The following is an 18,703-nucleotide window of genomic DNA, read 5'->3' as shown; positions in this document are numbered from 1 at the left end:
CACACTGGGAACAGGTTATTCAAAGGAGATCTATATCACATTAGATACCCACTATTGATAACTTAACCTGAGGTTTAAGATCAAAAAAGCGAGCCTCAGCTCGCTTTCTTATCAATGATGTTTTTCATCTAACAAATCATCTTTGGCGGCCATCAAGTATTGTGCCATAGACCAGTAAGTTAGAAGCGTTGCAGCATAGAGCGTAATATAACCAACCCAAACCATCCAATCGTCATAGCGCCAAATAAGTACCCATAACGCGAACATTTGAGAAACTGTTTTCACCTTACCAACCCAAGACACAGCAACACTTGCACGTTTGCCGATTTCCGCCATCCATTCTCGAAGCGCGGAAATAATAATTTCGCGACCAATCATGGTTACCGCTGGAATAGTAATCCAAATTGAGTGGTAATGTTCAGTAATAAGAATAAGAGCAGTCGCAACAAGTACCTTGTCAGCGACAGGGTCAATAAATGCACCAAAGCGAGAGGTTTGTCCAAGCTTGCGTGCCAGCATGCCATCTAGCCAATCAGTGAAGCCCGCCACCCAAAAAACCATTGCAGCAGCAAAGGGAGCCCATTCATAAGGTAAGTAAAAAACCACAACGAAAACGGGAATCAGAAATAGTCGCAGTAAGGACAAAATGTTAGGTATATTTAAACGCATTTTATTAGGCTCTTATTAATCGCGCGTCAATGGTGCGGGATTTTTACTATTGTTTCAATGCTTGATAAATATTTTCTGCCAAAGAATGACTAATGCCCGGCACTTTGGTTATTTCTTCGACAGTTGCACGTTTAAGTTCTTGTAAGCCCCCCATATATTTCAGTAATGCTTGGCGACGTTTTGGTCCTACGCCTTCAATTCCTTCCAGTGCACTGGTTCGACGCGTCTTGCCTCGTTTCGCCCTGTGGCCAGCAATCGCATGATTATGGCTCTCGTCACGGATGTGTTGAATTAGATGCAACGCTGGCGCATCGCTGGGCAAGTTAAATTCTTCACCTTCTAAGGTCACTAAGGTTTCTAGGCCAGGCTTACGAGTCACCCCTTTCGCAATACCCATCATTCTTGGTCTAACTGGCCAATCTCCCCAGTATTGAGAAATAATCTCATAGGCACTATTTAACTGCCCTTTACCGCCATCAATAAAGATGATGTCTGGAATCTTATCGACATCAAGCTGCTTCGAATAGCGTCTCTCCAGCGCCTGAGCCATCGCAGCGTAGTCATCGCCGCCAGTAATATCTGTAATGTTGTAGCGACGGTATTCCGGTTTAACGGGTCCTTCTGGATTGAATACCACACAAGAAGCTATCGTGCTTTCCCCCATGGTGTGGCTAATATCGAAACACTCCATACGTTTGATAGCATCCATCGACAACACCTCTTGAAGCTCTTTAAAGCGCTGATTGATCGTCATCTTGTGATTAATCTTGGTGGTTATTGCCGTTAATGCGTTGGTATTCGACAGCTTAAGGTAACGGCCTCGAGTCCCTGAAGGATTGGAATTGAAGTGTATCTTTCGACCTGCGACTTCACACAATGCTTCTTGAATAGGTGCGACATCATCCATCAAATCGGCATTTAAAATTAAACGAGTCGGGATGGTTCTCGCTTCATTGTGCGCTAGATAATACTGGCTTAAAAAGCTCGAAAAAACTTCTTCTCGCACCGTATTGTGGGGAATTTTAGGGAAATGGCTTCGGCTACCTAAGACTTTACCTTGGCGAATCATCAAGATGTGAATGCACGCCACGCCATTCTCTTGGGCAAATCCCAACACGTCCATATCTTCCATAGAATCGTCAGATACATACTGCTGCTCTTGAACGCGTCTGATCGCTTGGATTTGATCGCGAAAAGCAGCCGCTTGTTCAAAACGAAGCTCTTGGCTCGCCTTGTCCATCTTGTCGATGAGTGTTTCAAGAACTAGCTTATCTTTCCCCTGCAGGAACAGGCGAACGTAGTCGATAAGTTCACTGTACTCTTCATCAGAGATAATTGAACTGACACATGGCGCAGCACAACGACCAATCTGATACATCAAGCATGGGCGTGTTCTATTTGCATAAACCGTATCTTCACACTGACGAGCAGGAAAGATTTTTTGTATTAAGTGTAGAGTCTCGCGCACAGCGCCGGAATCAGGATAAGGACCAAAGTATTCGCCCTTTTTCTTCTTAGCACCACGATGCATCGACAAACGAGGGTGTTTGTGACCGCTAATAAAAATATAAGGATACGACTTATCATCACGTAGCAGTACATTGTATTTAGGTAAGTATTGCTTGATGTAGTTGTGCTCGAGGATAAGAGCTTCTGTTTCCGTATGCGTGACAGTGACATCAATTTTGGCAATATTACTGACCAAAGCACGTGTTTTTTCACTGTCGACTTTTTTACGGAAATAACTGGAAAGGCGTTTTTTGAGGTTCTTAGCTTTACCGACGTAAATAACAACAGCCTCGGCGTTATACATTCGATAAACGCCAGGCTGCTCTGTTACTGTCTTAAGGAATGAGACAGAGTCAAACAAGTTAGTCACTATACGATCTCAGTGTTAAAGGGTCTCAGTGTCTAGCATTCCATGTCTAATCGCTAAATGCGTCAGCTCTACATCGCCACTGATATCCAGTTTACTGAACAAACGGTAGCGGTAACTATTGACTGTTTTAGGGCTTAGATTGAGTTGTTCTGAAATATCCGTCACTCTCTGACCTTTGGTAATCATCATCATGATTTGCAATTCACGTTCAGATAAGTCGGCGAATGGATTTTCAGACGCAGGCGAAAACTGGCTCAAAGCCATCTGCTGCGCAATTTCTGGTGAAATGTATCGTTGGCCGCTATTCACCACTCTAATGGCATTGACCATTTCATCCGGACCTGCCCCTTTAGTAAGGTAACCAGCAGCTCCAGCTTGCATCACTTTAGTTGGAAACGGATTTTCCGTATGAACAGTTAAAACAATGATTTTAACATCAGGGTTGAAGCGCAAGATCTTCTTGGTTGCTTCTAAGCCACCAATACCAGGCATATTCATATCCATCAAAATGACATCTGTATTGTTAGTACGACACCATTTTGCAGCATCTTCACCGCTTTCAGCTTCCCCTGCTACGTTCATTCCACGGACGTCTTCAATAATACGTCGTATCCCTGTGCGAACCAGCTCGTGATCATCTACAAGGAAAACATTTATCAAACTTGTATCTCCACACTATTAATTGGCTCTGCAACCACTGTGTCATTTCATCTGTTTGAAACAATTAAACAAAGGAACAGTGAATCGCAGCATTGAGTACATCTTAACTTAATTAGTAAAAAAAAGCTCTGTTGAATATGTGCTGAAATGCGAACTTTAGCAAGTACTTATTTATAAATAAGACAGCTAAAACAACAAGCTTTTGCTAAAAATCAACTAGTTAAAACAATTCCAATAAAATTACATAAGATAAAGATATTTTCAATACCATTGAATAATCATTCGTGACAATTTCACTTTTTTGCTTATACAGTCCCGTTATTCAACGTTATTAACGATAAATTAATGACTATTTGGCCTGCCTATTGTGCGAAATTCAGCGCTAGATGGTAGTATTCGATTCCCAGTTTCAATAGGTTACTACATTGGATATTCAGCAAGGCTTTGTACTCACAAGACAAGCGAGAGATTTTTCAGGGCGCACACAAATCGATTTGTGGCTAAGTACCCCTCAAGGCCCTACTCTGCTGACAATTCAAAATGAAAAGCCTGTATTTTTTGTCGCTCAATCTGATGTGCCAGCGTGTCAGGCTATTGCAGCGAAAGAATCGATAGACTGCCAATTTAAGCCTTTAGAACTCGCGACCTTCGAACAAACGCCTCTTGCAGCTTGTTACACCTCGCTATCAAGAAACAGCTTCGGCTTAGCGCAAGCTTTCCATAACGAAGAAATCCAGACCTTTGAAAGTGACATCCGGCTTGCCGACCGATTCTTGATGGAACGCTTTATCAAAGGCAGCATCGAATTCACGGGCACGGTTGTACAAAAGAACCAGCATCGCAGAGTCTCAAACGCAAAATGCCGCTCAGGAAACTACGTACCTAGATTATCAATAGTCTCGCTAGATATTGAGTGTTCAGAAAAAGGCGTGCTTTACTCCATCGGTTTAGATAGCCCAATGGATAGCCGAGTGATCATGGTCGGCGAACCACAAGAAGCAGACACCAACATCCAATGGGTTACCAACGAAAAAGCGCTGCTCGAAGCCATGATTAGATGGTTTTCAGAATTTGACCCTGACATCATCATTGGTTGGAACGTCATTGATTTCGACTTTAGGCTACTGCACAAACGTTCAGAATGGAATGAAGTGAAGCTCAACATTGGTCGAGACAACCAACCGAGCTTCTTTCGCTCTTCAGCACAAAGTCAGCAAGGCTTTATTACCATTCCTGGCCGCGTTGTTTTAGATGGCATTGATATGCTAAAAACGGCAACCTACCACTTCCGTTCTTGGTCACTGGAGTCGGTATCGCAAGAACTGCTCGGCGAAGGCAAAGACATTCATAATGTTCATGACCGTATGGATGAGATTAACCGGATGTTTAAATTCGATAAGCCTTCACTCGCCAAGTACAACCTTCAAGATTGTGTGTTGGTAAACAGAATCTTCGACCACACTCACCTACTCGACTTCGCCATTGAGCGCTCGCGATTAACCGGTGTCGAACTTGATCGTGTTGGCGGTTCTGTTGCTGCTTTTACTAATTTATACCTACCTCAGATACACAGAGCGGGTTATGTCGCGCCTAACCTAGAGCCTGAGAATTGGATCGCTAGCCCGGGGGGATACGTGATGGATTCTATCCCCAACCTTTACGACTCTGTATTAGTACTCGATTTTAAGAGTCTATATCCATCTATCATTCGCTCGTTCCTCATCGACCCAATGGGACTAATTGAAGGGTTGAAGTTAGAGCTAGGCTCGAAAAATGGCCAGGCCGTGGCTGGGTTTCGGGGTGGTCAATTCCACCGTACAAAGCACTTCCTTCCAGAGATGATTGAAAATCTCTGGGCAGCACGTGACGTTGCTAAGAAGAATAACGAAAAAGCATTCTCTCAAGCCATTAAGATCATCATGAACTCCTTTTATGGCGTACTAGGTTCGTCTGGTTGTCGTTTCTTCGATACCCGCTTAGCCTCATCGATTACGATGCGTGGCCATGAAATCATGAAGCAAACCAAAGTGCTTATCGAAGACAAAGGCTATCAAGTTATCTATGGAGATACCGATTCAACCTTCGTGTCTCTGAATGGCAGTTATGATCAACAACAAGCTGACGAGATCGGGAATGAACTTGTCGCTTACATTAATGATTGGTGGACTAATCACCTCAAAGAGACCTACAACCTAACCTCGATGCTTGAATTGGAATATGAAACTCACTACAGCAAGTTTCTGATGCCAACGATTCGCGGTTCAGAAACAGGCTCGAAGAAACGCTATGCCGGTCTAATCAATCAAGGCGACCAAGAAAAGATCATTTTCAAAGGACTTGAGAGTGTACGGACTGATTGGACACCGCTCGCGCAGCAGTTCCAACAAACCTTGTATGAAATGGTGTTTCACGACCAAGATCCAACGGACTACGTTAGGCAGTTTGTGAATGAAACCGCAGCCGGTGAGCACGATGATTTACTGGTTTACCAAAAACGTTTACGCCGTAAGCTACACGAGTATCAAAAAAACATTCCGCCACAAGTTAGAGCTGCAAGAATGGCCGACGAAATCAATGCTCAGCTTGGCCGTCCGCTTCAATATCAAAACAAAGGACGAATTCAATATGTGATTACTCAGAATGGCCCTGAGCCCAAAGAGTATTTAAAGAGTGGTATTGATTATCAGCATTACATCGACAAGCAGATTAAACCAGTCGCAGAGGCTATATTGCCCTTCATCGGTTTGGATTTTGAAAGAGTCAGTGGTCAACAATTAGGTCTTTTCTAGCGCTAATTTCAAAGCGCCATAAAAAAAAGCAGAAGTATGTTTCGTTCACTCTGCTTTTTACATCAATTAATGGGTGACATAGTCTTATCCAATTCGAAATTCCGTTTTCTGATACTGCTTAACCAGCCAGTCTCCAAAACCATCCAAAATGCCGATAACCGAACGTTTCGGAATCTCTCTTCCAGAAAGTAAGATGCCCAATCGCTGGATTTCGACTTCTCTGTCTGGATGATACTTCAAGAACTGTTGGCCACATTCAACAGGATCATCAAACCAATACTTATCGCGGTACATCACCAAAGAGTAGCTCGCTCTTAGCAGCTTCTTAGCAATGATCACTTGCGCGGCCACTTGTTGTTCTGGCGTGGTTGCTCGGGCAATCTTGTTGCGATACACCGCTAGCCAGTTTTCCATATCCATATTCCAATGCTTAGCAATTTCCCAACTCGTTTCAAAATCACCATAGCAATCCGATAAGTCTTCACCGTGCACACAGACAGCCAAGTGCTTGAGCATAAAACCCCATGTGAAGATGTTGTCAAAATCGACGACCTCGCTAACCAAGGTCGTTTTAATCGCCACTTGAGTGACTTGTGGGAAGCTCTTTTGGAAGCGCCATTTGATGGTATTCAGCAGTGTGGTTCGTTGTTCTGGAAAAGAACGATGAGTCACCACAACCACATCTAGATTCGAACGACCAACAACGGCTTGCTTGCGTGCCACACTGCCATAAATGTAAACACTGTGCAGATTAGAACCTAGCCCACCTTTTAGAAAGGTAATCAGATCGTTAATCACAGGTTGGAATTCAGATTGAAATGGCTGTGTTGGGTCAATAACAGGTAACTGCATAGGTCGTTTCGGTCAATAAAGTAATGATTTAACTGTGACTCTATGATCGCTTAGGTGACTTTATGATTCAAGCTATTCCTATTTATAGCATCTCCGAGATATAATCAGCGGATAGACCCACTAAGGACAAACACAAAATGCCTAGAGCAAGTGAAATTAAGAAAGGCTTTGCGATCAACGTTGATGGCAAAACAATACTGGTTAAAGATATCGAAGTAACGACACCTGGTGGCCGTGGCGGTCAAAAGATTTACCGCTTCCGTGGTAGCGATGTAGCAACTGGCGTTAAAACAGAAGTTCGTCACAAGGCTGACGAAATTGTTGAAACTATCGACGTTACTAAGCGCGCAGTCATGTTCTCTTACGTAGATGGTAACGAGTACATTTTCATGGATAACGAAGATTACACGCAATTCATCTTCAACGGTGAAACTATCGAAGACGAACTAATGTTCATCAACGAAGACACTCAAGGCCTGTACGCGATCCTTATCGACGGCAACGCTGCGACTCTAGAGCTACCAACTTCAGTTGAGCTTATTATCGAAGAAACTGACCCTTCAATCAAAGGGGCATCTGCTTCTGCTCGTACTAAGCCAGCTCGTCTGTCTACAGGCCTTACTGTTCAAGTTCCTGAGTACATCGCAACTGGCGACAAAGTTGTTGTGAACACAGCTGAACGTAAATACATGAACCGCGCAAGCTAAGATACTTATTATGACCGAAGCTAACGACCTAATGTCTTACGACGACGCAATTGACACTGCATACGACATCTTTCTAGAGATGGCACCTGATAACCTAGAACCTGCAGACGTAATACTTTTCACTGCTCAGTTTGAAGATCGTGGCGCTGCAGAACTTGTTGAAACTGGCGATGATTGGGTTGAACATGTTGGCTTTGAAGTCGACAAAGAAATCTACGCTGAAGTACGCATTGGTCTTGTGAATGAAGCCGATGACGTTCTAGACGACGTATTTGCTCGCATGCTAATCAGCCGTGATCCAGACCATAAATTCTGTCACATGCTGTGGAAACGCGACTAGTACGCTGTTGACTCTCCTTGCATGAATAAACAAGTATTCATGTACGCGAGTTAAAAGTTAGCCGAGCCCATTGCTCGGCTATTTTTATCGCGCTATTTCTCATCGTGACTACCCACTTTCATCATCAACGTTAGATTCACTGATTATGACCAAAGCAAAAACAGACACACAATCAAAAGGCTATGCCTGCATTGGCCTAGTTAACCCAAAGACGCCTGAAAACGTAGGCTCAGTAATGCGAGCGGCGGGCTGCTACGGCGCCAACTCTGTGTTTTACACGGGCACACGCTACGACCACGCGCGAAAATTCCATACCGATACCAAAGAGAAGCACCTAGCGCTGCCTCTAATTGGTGTTGAAGACTTGAAAAGCATTATTCCAGTAGGCTGCGTACCTGTTGCTGTCGATCTGATTGAGGGCGCAAAGCCTCTACCTGATTACAAGCATCCACCACGTGCGTTTTACATCTTTGGCCCAGAAGACGGCACACTAAAGAAAGAGATCACTGACTTCTGTCGTGAGACAATTTACGTCCCAACTAATGGTTGTATGAACCTAGCCGCATCAGTGAACGTTGTGCTTTACGATAGATTAGCGAAGGGCGATAACTTTTCGAATCATAAGTAGAAGAAACGAGATGCGAAGAGCACGCTTACTGTCGATTGTTGCAGTATATCCTCGATACTCGTATCCCACATCCAGCACCTTTTATTTCTTCTAGACGTAAAAAAACCTGCTAAGTTAGCAGGTTTTTTAGTATTCAGTGTTTCAGCTAATAAAGCGTTACGTTAAGAACTTACGCGATTACTGACGTGTTCTTGGCTTAGCTGGTTTAGCCGGACGACCATTGTTCATCTTAGGCTTGCTTTTGTTAGCCTGAGGCTTACCTTTAGCAGCTGGAGCACTACGACCTGAATCAGGTGTTGTAGTACCACGAGTCGCTGGCTTCTTACGCTTAGACTGGTTGCTACGGCCTTTTGGTGCATTTGCACGCTCTTCGTGACGCTTAACAGCACGACGAATTTTTTGGCTACGAGAACGCTCACGCTTACGAGAAGTGTTTGAAGGATCAAGATCCAACAAAGTTTCTTTCTCTGGGTTGAGCTCAACTAACTGACGTAGGTAGTTAACTTCTTGAAGATCTAGTTCTTTCCAACCGCCGCGAGGCAGTTTCTTATCAAGGTAAATATCACCGTAACGTACACGCTTCAAACGGCTTACTGTTGTATCTTGTGATTCCCAAAGACGACGAACCTCACGGTTACGGCCTTCGTTAATCGCTACGTAGAAAGTATGGTTCATACCTTCACCGCCGGCGTAGACTACATCTTCGAAACGAGCCATGCCGTCTTCTAATTCTACGCCTCGAGTTACGTTTTTAACTTTTTGCTCAGTCACTTCACCAAATACACGTACTAGGTATTCACGCTCAACTTGACGGCTTGGGTGCATTAAACGGTTTGCAAGTTCACCATCAGTAGTGAAAAGCAAAAGACCCGATGTATTGGCATCAAGACGACCAACTGAAATCCAACGAGACCCACGGATTTTAGGTAGACGATCGAAAACAGTACGGCGGCCTTCAGGATCGTGACGAGTACAAAGCTCACCTTCAGGTTTGTAGTATGCAAGTACACGACAAACTACTTCTTCAGAAGCTTTACCAGAGACAGTGTGACCATCGATACGGATCACTGAGTTCTCGTCTTCAAGACGTTCACCCAATTTCGCCACTTGACCATTAACACTAACACGACCAGATTTGATTAAACCTTCTAGTTCACGACGAGAGCCGTGACCAGCTCGCGCTAAAACCTTCTGTAATTTTTCGCTCATTTACTCTTTTCTACCTAATTGTCGTCTTCACAGACGTCGAATGAATTTTTCGCGACCAAATCGCGGTCGCGTATTATCGCAAATAACCCGCCAAAAAGCACTTGTTATTTACTATGGCAGGTTCTCTGTATCGTTACAGACTGTTAATCAGTAAATCGATTATTCAAACGGCGCTGGATCACCGGCACCACGACGTAAAATCACGGCGTCATCGTCACTGAAGTCAATAACGGTCGTTGGTTGTTCGCCCAAGTATCCGCCATTCAAGATGACATCAACGGCGTGCTCAAGGCTGTCACGAATCTCTTCAGGATCCGACTCCGTCGTCTCGTTACCAGGCAGGATCAGTGACGTCGACATCAGGGGTTCGCCCATCGCTTCCAAAAGGTCAAGTGCAATCTTATTGTCTGGTACACGAATACCAATGGTTTTACGTTTCGCGTTCATTAAACGCTTTGGCACTTCTTTGGTCGCTTTAAAAATAAACGTGTAAGCACCTGGCGTATGCGCCTTAAGCAGACGGAAAGCCACGTTATCTACTCGTGCATAAAGTGACAATTCAGACAGGTCACGACATAACAAAGTGAAGTTGTGTTTATCGTCAATACGGCGAATTTTACAAATACGTTCAAGTGCTTGTTTGTTCTCAAGCTGACAACCCAGTGCATAACCGGAATCTGTTGGATAAACCACTACACCGCCATTGCGAATGATAGCAACCGCTTGGCTGATTAAACGCGCTTGTGGGTTATCTGGGTGTACATAAAAAAACTGGCTCATTGTTGATCCTCGTTATCGAATCTCTCGACTCTATCATCAGAAGGAGCTGGTTCACCTAAATACTGTCATTAGTATCAGATGGTGAAACCGTTTGAAACTCCCAATCTTTCCATACTTCTTCGACCCCAGAAGGTAGCCAGAGATTACGTCCAAGTTCCATCCACGGAGACGGATAATGGAAGTCACTGCCTTGGGAGGCTAATAGTTTGTATTGTATAGCATAATCCGCAAGTGTGCGCCTTTCTTGTTGCGCTTGCTGAGGTTGAGCAACTTCCATAGCGTCACCATTTGCTTCAACAAATGCTGCGAGAAGGCGTTTAACCCACTTCGCAGTGAGGCCATATCTTCCAGGGTGTGCTAGCACAGCTTGTCCACCTGCCGCATGAATCGCCGTTACGGCGTCACTCATTGAGCACCACGTTGGTGGTACATAACCTGGATTGTTGCGAGTCAAAAACTTTTTAAACACTTGCTGCATGGTTTTCGCGTAGCCATTATCGACTAACCATTTAGCAAAGTGAGCACGAGTGATAGGCGCATCACCTGCAATTAGTTTAACTTCTTCTAGCACCCCTTCTCGGGTCGCCTTTTCGAGTCGTTGAGCAATCATCTCAGCACGCCCAATACGATGAAGCTTTTGCTGTTCAATTAACGTTTTCAATTCTGGCGATTCAGGATCGACGTTTAACCCAACAATATGGATATCTTTGTTTTGCCAAACGGTTGAAATCTCGATTCCGTTAATCAACTGAATAGGAAGATTGTTGTCAGCAATATAGTTGCGTGCTTCCGCAAGCCCATCAGTCGTATCATGATCTGTAATCGCTAACGCTTCGATGTTAAAGCCTAGCGCTCGGTCAATCAGTTCAGGTGGAGTAAGTCGGCCATCTGAGGCTGTTGTATGACTATGTAGATCAATTCTCATATATTCTTTTTCATTGTTTTCAATTTTTATCGTTATATTTGTGTCAACACACTTGACCTGCAAGAGTAAAACTAGTTAACTAGTACACAAATACGAAGTATCACATTTAATAGGTTCACTATGTTACAAGAATTTAACCAATACCATAAAGATAAAGTTTTAGAACTTTCTTCAGCAGAAGCAAGTTCAGAACTTAATTGGTGGCGCACTTGGACAAGTTCTTGGTGGGCTAATGTGTACTTCTAGTTAAACGATTTGTTTATAAAAAAGTTATCACTAAGCCCGCTTTCATAGCGGGCTTTTTAATTTGTCGAACATTTCACATTCCACTCACTAACAAATCAACGAGTTAACCATATTCTATATTGGGTGAAGGGTATCTTTATGCGACTATGTACGGCAGGAAATTTAAAAATCATAAAGGAGGTCTTGTGAACAAGGCCATTGAAATCAAAAAGCTGGGAGTTATTGAAACCATCAATTCTTCAGTTCCCTACTCGCAAGATCCAACCAGTGTTTTCCATACGTTATGTGAAAATAAAACAGACAGCTTGCTGCTGGAATCTGCTGAAATTGAATCTAAACAGAACCTGACAAGCCTACTCCTTATCGATTCTGCAGTTCGCATCGTATGTCGCGGACATAAAGTAACCTTTCAAGCGTTGACCCAAAACGGTCAAGCGCTTATCGAGCATCTAACTCAAAACGTTAAAGCAGATATTAAATCTGATCTGACCGATAACTTACTAACGCTAACTTTTGTAGAACCAAGCAACGAATTGGACGAAGACTCGCGTTTAAGAGAAGCCTCTTCTTTTGATGCTCTGCGTTTGGTTCAGCACAGTTTCGAGCAAGACCCAAGCAACAAACACGCGTTATTCATGGCTGGCCTATTCGCTTACGACATCGTGGCGAACTTTGAACCGCTAGGCGATGCACAAGCAACCAACAAGTGCCCTGACTTTGTTTTCTACGTGGCTGAAACACTATTACGTTTCGACCACCAAGAGAACGAAGGCCTGCTTCACGCAAGCTTATTCACTCAAGATGAAAGCATTAAAGCGCAACTGACTGAGCGTTTATCCGACGTTCAAACACAGTGTCAATCACTGAAAGCGATCACAGAAGTTACGCCACTAGACAACGTTGACGCCGTACCAAGCGTTTCAGACGAAGATTTCTGCCAAACAGTTCGTGACCTAAAAGAATACGTAGTAAAAGGCGACGTATTCCAAGTGGTACCTTCACGCCGCTTCACGCTTCCTTGCCCTGCTCCACTAGCAGCCTACAAAGAGCTTAAGCAAAGCAACCCAAGCCCTTACATGTTCTACATGCAAGATGAGCTGTTTACTCTGTTCGGTGCTTCTCCAGAAAGCGCGCTGAAATACGAAACTGAAACCAACCAAATTGAGATCTACCCAATTGCGGGTACTCGTCGTCGTGGTAAGCGCCCTGATGGTCAAATCGATTTCGACCTAGATAGTCGTATCGAGCTTGAACTGCGCACCGACAAGAAAGAAAACGCAGAACACATGATGCTGGTCGACCTAGCGCGTAACGATGTGGCCCGTATTGCCGAAGCTGGCACTCGCCACGTGGCAGACTTGCTGAAAGTTGACCGCTACAGCCATGTGATGCACTTGGTTTCTCGCGTAGTTGGTCAGCTACGTGAAGACTTAGATGCGCTACACGCTTACCAAGCTTGTATGAACATGGGGACGCTAACGGGTGCACCAAAAATCCGCGCAATGCAGCTTATTCGCGATGTAGAAAAAACGCGTCGTGGTAGCTATGGTGGCGCAGTCGGTTACCTAACCGGTGAAGGCACGTTAGATACGTGTATCGTGATTCGCTCTGCTTACGTTGAAGATGGCGTAGCACAAGTACAAGCGGGGGCTGGTGTGGTATTCGATTCAGACCCACAAGCAGAAGCTGACGAAACTCGCGGTAAAGCTCAAGCGGTCATCTCAGCGATTCAAGCTGCACATACTAAAAACGTAGCTCTTCACCAACACGCATCAAGCAAGAAGGAGTCGTAATCATGGCTGATATTGTATTCATCGATAACTTCGACTCGTTCACTTACAACCTTGTAGACCAGTTCCGTTCATTAGGTCACAGCGTAAAGATTTACCGTAACAACATTCCCGCGAAGGTAGTTGAAGCGGCAATCAACGAATTAGACAACCCGGTAGCACTGCTTTCACCGGGCCCTGGCGCTCCGGCTGATGCGGGCTGCATGCCAGAGCTGATTCAGCTTTTAAAAGGCAAAGTGCCAATGATTGGTATTTGCTTAGGTCACCAAGCGATTGTTGAAGCCTATGGCGGCACCGTTGCAGGCGCTGGCGAAATAATTCATGGCAAGGTGTCGATGATGGAACACCAAAACCATGCGACTTACCAAGGTCTACCTTCTCCACTGGCTATCGCTCGCTACCACTCTTTGGTAGCAACGCATGTATCCGATAGCCTAACAGTGACCGCTGAAGTCGATGATTTGGTCATGTCTGTGGTTCAAGAACAAGACAAGGTTTGTGGATTCCAATTCCACCCTGAATCAATTATGACGACCTACGGTGCAACGCTTCTAGCAAACGCTATCGAATGGGCTCTTGAGAAACCTCTTCGCCTAGAGAAAAACGAGAAATAGGACAAGATCATGGAACAGATTAATAAACTTTACGAACAGCAGTCTCTTACTCAAGAAGAAAGCCAACAACTGTTTGATGTCATCATTAAGGGCGAACTAGACCCAATTTTGATGGCTTCTGCGCTAACTGCATTGAAAATCAAAGGCGAAACGCCCGATGAAATCGCTGGCGCAGCGAAAGCACTACTTGCGAATGCAAACCCGTTCCCACGCCCTGATTACGATTTCGCAGACATCGTAGGTACAGGTGGTGACGGTCATAACACCATTAATATCTCAACGACTTCTGCGTTTGTTGCCGCTGCATGTGGATTAAAAATCGCCAAGCACGGTAACCGCAGTGTTTCGAGCAAATCAGGCTCTTCTGACCTACTGGATTCGTTTGGCATCAACCTAGAGATGACAGCGGAAGACACTCGCACGGCTATTGATGAACTTGGCGTAGCATTCCTATTTGCTCCGCAATATCACGGCGGTGTACGTCACGCGATGCCTGTTCGTCAAACAATGAAAACACGCACTATCTTCAACATTCTTGGTCCATTAATTAACCCTGCTCGCCCTAACATCGAATTAATGGGTGTTTACAGCAAAGAGCTAGTAGGCCCTATCGCAGAAACCATGTTACAAATGGGTATGAAGCGCGCGGCGGTTGTTCACGGTAGCGGCCTTGATGAAGTAGCAATTCATGGCGAAACTATCGTTGCCGAAATTAAAGATGGCAAGATTCACGAATACACAGTGACACCGGCTGACTTTGGTTTGAACATTCACCCGCTTGAAGCCATTCAGGGCGGCGAGCCAGAAGAGAACAAAGCCATCACAACCGATATCCTGACAGGTAAAGGCACTGAAGCACAAGTTGGCGCAGTAGCCGTGAACGTTGCTCTACTGATGCGTCTATTTGGTCACGAAGATCTAAAAGCCAACGCACAGCAAGCGATTGACGCAATGAACTCTGGCAAAGCGTACGAGCTTGTACAAAAGCTTGCTGCACACGCCTAACGAACGACGAGACAAAGAACATGACACAGAATACCGACAAACTGTCGACCCACGTTTCAGTCAAAGAAGCAGAAATGGCGGAAGTACTAGCAAAAATCGTTCGTGATAAATACCAATGGGTTGCAGCGCGTAAGCAGACTCAACCATTAGATGAGTTTAAAGCGGCGTTAACCGCAACAGACCGCAGCTTTTATGATGCTCTGAGCGGCGACCAAACGGTTTTTATCACTGAATGTAAAAAGGCATCTCCTTCAAAAGGTTTAATCCGTGACGAGTTTAATTTGGATTACATTGCATCGGTTTACAACAACCACGCAAACGCAATATCAGTTCTGACCGACGAGAAATACTTCCAAGGTGATTTTGAGTTTTTACCTAAGGTTCGCAGCATTGCTAAGCAACCGATTCTGTGTAAAGACTTCATGGTTGATACCTACCAAGTTTACCTAGCTCGTCACTATTCAGCTGATGCTATCTTGTTGATGCTATCGGTATTGGATGATGAAGAGTACCAAGCACTTGCTGAGGTTGCTCACTCATTCAACATGGGTGTGCTTACTGAAGTCAGCAACGAAGAAGAGCTTCACCGCGCAGTCGCTTTAAAAGCAAAAGTGATCGGTATTAATAACCGTAACCTACGTGACCTTTCAACTGATTTGAACCGTACCAAAGAGTTGGCTCCACTGATTCGCGAACTGGCTCCAAACGCCATCGTGATTTCAGAGTCGGGCATCTACAACCACCAACAAGTACGTGACCTTTCAACATTTGCAGATGGCTTCCTAATCGGCAGTTCTCTAATGGCAGAGAAAAACCTTGAACTGGCCGTTCGTAAGGTAACGCTGGGAGAAAACAAGGTGTGTGGTTTAACTCACTCTGACGATGCAGCAAAAGCGTATCAAGCCGGTGCGGTATTCGGTGGTCTGATTTTCGTTGAAGCGTCTAAACGTCATGTGGATATCGAAGCGGCTCGTTTGACCATGAGCGGCGCACCTTTGAACTACGTGGGTGTGTTCCAAAATCATAGCGTAACTGACGTTGCAAAAACGGTTGCTGAGCTAGGTTTATTCGCGGTGCAACTGCACGGTGATGAGTCTCAAGCATTTGTCGATGAGTTAAAACAATCTCTACCTGAAAGCGTTGAGATTTGGAAAGCTTACGGTGTTGCTTCTGGCGATGCTTCCGGTGCTAAAAGCGCGTTACCAGAATTACTGGAAAGCAACGTGACTCGCCACCTGCTAGATACTAAAGTGGGTTCTCAAACGGGTGGTACAGGTCAAGCGTTCGATTGGAGCCTGATCAACAACCAAAGCGCAATCATGTTGGCAGGTGGTTTAAACCCAGAAAATGCTAACCAAGCCGCTAAATTGGGCTGCTTAGGGTTAGACCTAAACTCTGGTGTTGAATCCGCTCCAGGTAAGAAAGACGCAGACAAGCTGCAACGTGCTTTTGCAGCGATTCGTAATTACTAAGCTTTTCTAAATTACGAGCCTAACCTCTAGAAACATATTTGTGAGCTTTGCTTTTGCGAAGCTCAAACAAGATTAAATGACTTGGTGTGAAGACACATCAATAGAACTGAAGGAATAACACAATGGCTAAACTCGATGCCTACTTTGGTGAATACGGTGGTCAATACGTACCGCAGATCCTAGTGCCAGCACTAGACCAACTAGAACAAGCATTTATCGATGCACAAGCCGATCCTGAGTTCCGCAGCGAATTCATGACGCTTCTGCAAGAGTACGCAGGTCGCCCAACGGCACTAACGCTCACTCGCAACCTAACCAAAGGTACAAAAACCAAACTGTACCTAAAGCGCGAAGATCTACTTCACGGCGGCGCACACAAGACAAACCAAGTACTTGGTCAAGCGCTACTTGCTAAACGTATGGGTAAACAAGAAATCATCGCTGAAACTGGCGCAGGCCAACACGGTGTTGCGACGGCGCTAGCATGTGCTCTATTGGGTCTTAAGTGTCGCGTTTACATGGGTGCTAAAGACGTTGAACGTCAAAGCCCGAACGTGTTCCGTATGAAGCTAATGGGCGCAGAGGTTATCCCTGTTCATTCTGGTTCTTCTACGTTAAAAGATGCGTGTAACGAAGCGCTACGTGACTGGTCTGCAACTTATGAAGATGCGCACTACCTTCTAGGTACGGCTGCGGGTCCTCACCCATTCCCAACCATCGTTCGTGACTTCCAACGCATGATTGGTGAAGAAACGAAGAACCAAATTCTAGCGCGTGAAGGTCGCCTGCCTGATGCTGTTATCGCTTGTGTTGGCGGCGGTTCAAACGCTATCGGCATGTTCGCTGATTTCATTGAAGAAGAAACGGTTCGCCTAATCGGTGTTGAGCCAGCTGGTAAAGGTATTGATACCGACCAACACGGCGCGCCACTTAAGCACGGTAAAACGGGTATCTTCTTCGGTATGAAAGCGCCACTGATGCAAGATGAAAATGGCCAAGTAGAAGAGTCTTACTCTGTATCTGCGGGTCTAGACTTCCCATCAGTTGGCCCTCAACATGCTCACCTAAATGCCATTGGCCGTGCTGAATACGAAAACGTAACCGATGACGAAGCACTAGAAGCTTTCCAAGCTATCGCACGTAACGAAGGCATCATCGCAGCGCTAGAGTCCTCTCATGCTTTAGCTCATGCTGTTAAAATGGCTCACGACGACCCAGAGAAAGAGCAGCTATTAGTGGTTAACCTATCTGGACGTGGTGATAAAGACATTTTCTCCGTACACGACATTCTTAAAGAGAAAGGAGCATTATAATGGATCGCTATCAATCACTCTTCACTCGCTTAGCTGAAAAGAATCAAGGCGCATTTGTACCATTCGTAACGGTTGGCGATCCTAACCCTGAGCAGTCTCTTAAGATCATGGAAACGCTAGTTGAAGCTGGTGCTGACGCACTTGAGCTTGGTATCCCATTCTCAGATCCGCTTGCAGATGGCCCAACAATCCAAGGTGCGAACATTCGTGCTTTAGATTCTAAAGTAACGCCAGATGTGTGTTTTGATCTTATTGGTCAAATTCGCGCTAAATACCCAGAGCTACCAATCGGCCTACTGATGTACGCAAACTTGGTTTATGCACGTGGTATCGAAAACTTCTACGAGCGTTGTGCAAAAGCAGGTATCGATTCAGTATTGATTGCTGATGTACCAACCAACGAAAGCGGTGAGTTTGTGGCTGCAGCGAAGAAGTTTGGTATTCACCCAATCTTTATTGCGCCGCCAACAGCAAGCGATGAAACACTTCAGTCAGTATCTGAACTTGGTGGTGGTTACACTTACCTACTCTCTCGTGCTGGCGTAACGGGTGCAGAAACAAAAGCAAACATGCCTGTCACTGCCCTACTTGACCGTTTGAACAAATTCGACGCGCCACCAGCACTGCTTGGTTTCGGCATCTCGGCTCCTGAGCAAGTAAAAGAAGCGATTCAAGCTGGCGCTGCCGGTGCTATCTCAGGCTCAGCAGTTGTAAAAATCATTGAGAACAACGTTGAACAACCAGAAGCAATGCTTAAAGCATTGGCTGAGTTTGTAACGCCAATGAAAGCCGCAACACAGAAGTAATCTTTAGAGCATTAGCTAA

Annotated in this window: 18 protein-coding genes and 1 other annotated feature; of the genes, 11 read left to right on the top strand and 7 right to left on the bottom strand. The window is 45.0% G+C overall.

The features are described 5' to 3' along the window. Window positions 1-111 precede the first annotated feature (111 nt). The 3 genes from pgsA to uvrY are packed head-to-tail and all read right to left on the bottom strand — an operon-like array spanning window position 112 to window position 3,208. Window positions 112-669: a CDP-diacylglycerol--glycerol-3-phosphate 3-phosphatidyltransferase gene (gene pgsA / locus OCU50_RS05345; RefSeq protein WP_060467466.1), complete on the bottom strand. Its 558-nt coding sequence runs from the start codon at window positions 667-669 to the stop codon at window positions 112-114. Window positions 670-715: 46 nt separating this feature from the next. Beyond that, window positions 716-2,548 carry an excinuclease ABC subunit UvrC gene (uvrC, locus tag OCU50_RS05340; protein ID WP_060467465.1) on the bottom strand — a complete coding sequence of 611 codons (1,833 nt, stop codon included), beginning with the start codon at window positions 2,546-2,548 and terminating at the stop codon, window positions 716-718. 15 nt (window positions 2,549-2,563) lie between these two features. Then, the gene (gene uvrY / locus OCU50_RS05335) at window positions 2,564-3,208 is read right to left on the bottom strand and encodes a UvrY/SirA/GacA family response regulator transcription factor (RefSeq protein WP_017055118.1); all 645 of its coding nucleotides are present in this window, start codon (window positions 3,206-3,208) and stop codon (window positions 2,564-2,566) included. A 425-nt stretch (window positions 3,209-3,633) separates the two neighbouring features. Here uvrY and OCU50_RS05330 point away from each other — a divergent pair, with 425 nt between their 5' ends. Further along, on the top strand, window positions 3,634-5,997 hold the full coding sequence (locus OCU50_RS05330) for a DNA polymerase II (protein ID WP_060467464.1): 2,364 nt from the start codon (window positions 3,634-3,636) through the stop codon (window positions 5,995-5,997). Between the two features lie 84 nt (window positions 5,998-6,081). Here the strand turns inward: OCU50_RS05330 and OCU50_RS05325 are convergent, their stop codons facing one another. Further along, window positions 6,082-6,849 (bottom strand): nucleotidyltransferase family protein, encoded by a 768-nt coding sequence (locus tag OCU50_RS05325; protein WP_060467463.1) that lies wholly within the window; start codon window positions 6,847-6,849, stop codon window positions 6,082-6,084. Window positions 6,850-6,986: 137 nt separating this feature from the next. On the opposite strand from OCU50_RS05325, the gene efpL reads away from it, so the two are divergent. From efpL to OCU50_RS05310, 3 genes are all read left to right on the top strand, one after another. Beyond that, the gene (gene efpL, locus OCU50_RS05320) at window positions 6,987-7,556 is read left to right on the top strand and encodes an elongation factor P-like protein EfpL (RefSeq protein WP_060467462.1); all 570 of its coding nucleotides are present in this window, start codon (window positions 6,987-6,989) and stop codon (window positions 7,554-7,556) included. A 10-nt stretch (window positions 7,557-7,566) separates the two neighbouring features. Further along, complete coding sequence (locus OCU50_RS05315) at window positions 7,567-7,896, top strand: HI1450 family dsDNA-mimic protein (RefSeq protein ID WP_017055114.1); 330 nt, start codon at window positions 7,567-7,569, stop codon at window positions 7,894-7,896. Window positions 7,897-8,041: 145 nt separating this feature from the next. Next, window positions 8,042-8,524 (top strand): RNA methyltransferase, encoded by a 483-nt coding sequence (locus tag OCU50_RS05310; RefSeq protein ID WP_060467461.1) that lies wholly within the window; start codon window positions 8,042-8,044, stop codon window positions 8,522-8,524. A gap of 177 nt (window positions 8,525-8,701) precedes the next feature. Here OCU50_RS05310 and rluB read toward each other — a convergent pair whose 3' ends face one another. From rluB to rnm, 3 genes are all read right to left on the bottom strand, one after another. Next, complete coding sequence (gene rluB / locus OCU50_RS05305) at window positions 8,702-9,733, bottom strand: 23S rRNA pseudouridine(2605) synthase RluB (protein ID WP_060467460.1); 1,032 nt, start codon at window positions 9,731-9,733, stop codon at window positions 8,702-8,704. A gap of 159 nt (window positions 9,734-9,892) precedes the next feature. Beyond that, complete coding sequence (locus OCU50_RS05300; RefSeq protein ID WP_060467459.1) at window positions 9,893-10,513, bottom strand: L-threonylcarbamoyladenylate synthase; 621 nt, start codon at window positions 10,511-10,513, stop codon at window positions 9,893-9,895. Window positions 10,514-10,568: 55 nt separating this feature from the next. Then, the gene (gene rnm, locus OCU50_RS05295; RefSeq protein WP_060467458.1) at window positions 10,569-11,438 is read right to left on the bottom strand and encodes an RNase RNM; all 870 of its coding nucleotides are present in this window, start codon (window positions 11,436-11,438) and stop codon (window positions 10,569-10,571) included. 120 nt (window positions 11,439-11,558) lie between these two features. On the opposite strand from rnm, the gene trpL2 reads away from it, so the two are divergent. From trpL2 to trpA, 7 genes are all read left to right on the top strand, one after another. Beyond that, complete coding sequence (trpL2, locus tag OCU50_RS05290) at window positions 11,559-11,684, top strand: tryptophan operon leader peptide (RefSeq protein ID WP_017055109.1); 126 nt, start codon at window positions 11,559-11,561, stop codon at window positions 11,682-11,684. Continuing rightward, window positions 11,631-11,745 (top strand) — a sequence feature (Trp leader region). Its footprint overlaps the gene before it by 54 nt. A gap of 124 nt (window positions 11,746-11,869) precedes the next feature. Next, window positions 11,870-13,477, top strand: a complete 1,608-nt coding sequence (locus OCU50_RS05285) for an anthranilate synthase component 1 (RefSeq protein WP_060467457.1) — start codon at window positions 11,870-11,872, stop codon at window positions 13,475-13,477. A gap of 2 nt (window positions 13,478-13,479) precedes the next feature. Continuing rightward, window positions 13,480-14,088, top strand: coding sequence for an aminodeoxychorismate/anthranilate synthase component II (locus OCU50_RS05280; protein ID WP_060467456.1), 609 nt, complete (start codon window positions 13,480-13,482; stop codon window positions 14,086-14,088). Between the two features lie 9 nt (window positions 14,089-14,097). After that, the gene (gene trpD, locus OCU50_RS05275) at window positions 14,098-15,093 is read left to right on the top strand and encodes an anthranilate phosphoribosyltransferase (RefSeq protein WP_060467455.1); all 996 of its coding nucleotides are present in this window, start codon (window positions 14,098-14,100) and stop codon (window positions 15,091-15,093) included. Between the two features lie 20 nt (window positions 15,094-15,113). After that, a complete protein-coding gene (trpCF, locus tag OCU50_RS05270) occupies window positions 15,114-16,565 on the top strand; it encodes a bifunctional indole-3-glycerol-phosphate synthase TrpC/phosphoribosylanthranilate isomerase TrpF (RefSeq protein WP_060467454.1) in 1,452 nt (483 codons plus the stop codon). A gap of 122 nt (window positions 16,566-16,687) precedes the next feature. Continuing rightward, on the top strand, window positions 16,688-17,878 hold the full coding sequence (trpB, locus tag OCU50_RS05265) for a tryptophan synthase subunit beta (protein WP_060467453.1): 1,191 nt from the start codon (window positions 16,688-16,690) through the stop codon (window positions 17,876-17,878). After that, window positions 17,878-18,684, top strand: a complete 807-nt coding sequence (trpA, locus tag OCU50_RS05260; RefSeq protein WP_060467452.1) for a tryptophan synthase subunit alpha — start codon at window positions 17,878-17,880, stop codon at window positions 18,682-18,684. Before trpB ends, trpA begins: the two co-directional genes overlap by 1 nt. Window positions 18,685-18,703: the final 19 nt, after the last annotated feature.

Source organism: Vibrio toranzoniae (assembly GCF_024347655.1).
Taxonomy (GTDB): domain Bacteria; phylum Pseudomonadota; class Gammaproteobacteria; order Enterobacterales; family Vibrionaceae; genus Vibrio; species Vibrio toranzoniae.
This window is presented reverse-complemented; position numbering and strand designations above follow the sequence as displayed.

Coding starts and splice junctions, on each gene's coding strand:
- OCU50_RS05300 (WP_060467459.1), bottom strand. CDS start 10,513: ATGAGCCAGTTTTTTTATGTACACCCAGATAACCCACAAGCGCGTTTA.
- pgsA (WP_060467466.1), bottom strand. CDS start 669: ATGCGTTTAAATATACCTAACATTTTGTCCTTACTGCGACTATTTCTG.
- OCU50_RS05310 (WP_060467461.1), top strand. CDS start 8,042: ATGACCAAAGCAAAAACAGACACACAATCAAAAGGCTATGCCTGCATT.
- rnm (WP_060467458.1), bottom strand. CDS start 11,438: ATGAGAATTGATCTACATAGTCATACAACAGCCTCAGATGGCCGACTT.
- trpD (WP_060467455.1), top strand. CDS start 14,098: ATGGAACAGATTAATAAACTTTACGAACAGCAGTCTCTTACTCAAGAA.
- OCU50_RS05280 (WP_060467456.1), top strand. CDS start 13,480: ATGGCTGATATTGTATTCATCGATAACTTCGACTCGTTCACTTACAAC.
- trpB (WP_060467453.1), top strand. CDS start 16,688: ATGGCTAAACTCGATGCCTACTTTGGTGAATACGGTGGTCAATACGTA.
- OCU50_RS05325 (WP_060467463.1), bottom strand. CDS start 6,849: ATGCAGTTACCTGTTATTGACCCAACACAGCCATTTCAATCTGAATTC.
- trpCF (WP_060467454.1), top strand. CDS start 15,114: ATGACACAGAATACCGACAAACTGTCGACCCACGTTTCAGTCAAAGAA.
- OCU50_RS05315 (WP_017055114.1), top strand. CDS start 7,567: ATGACCGAAGCTAACGACCTAATGTCTTACGACGACGCAATTGACACT.
- trpA (WP_060467452.1), top strand. CDS start 17,878: ATGGATCGCTATCAATCACTCTTCACTCGCTTAGCTGAAAAGAATCAA.
- efpL (WP_060467462.1), top strand. CDS start 6,987: ATGCCTAGAGCAAGTGAAATTAAGAAAGGCTTTGCGATCAACGTTGAT.
- trpL2 (WP_017055109.1), top strand. CDS start 11,559: ATGTTACAAGAATTTAACCAATACCATAAAGATAAAGTTTTAGAACTT.
- rluB (WP_060467460.1), bottom strand. CDS start 9,733: ATGAGCGAAAAATTACAGAAGGTTTTAGCGCGAGCTGGTCACGGCTCT.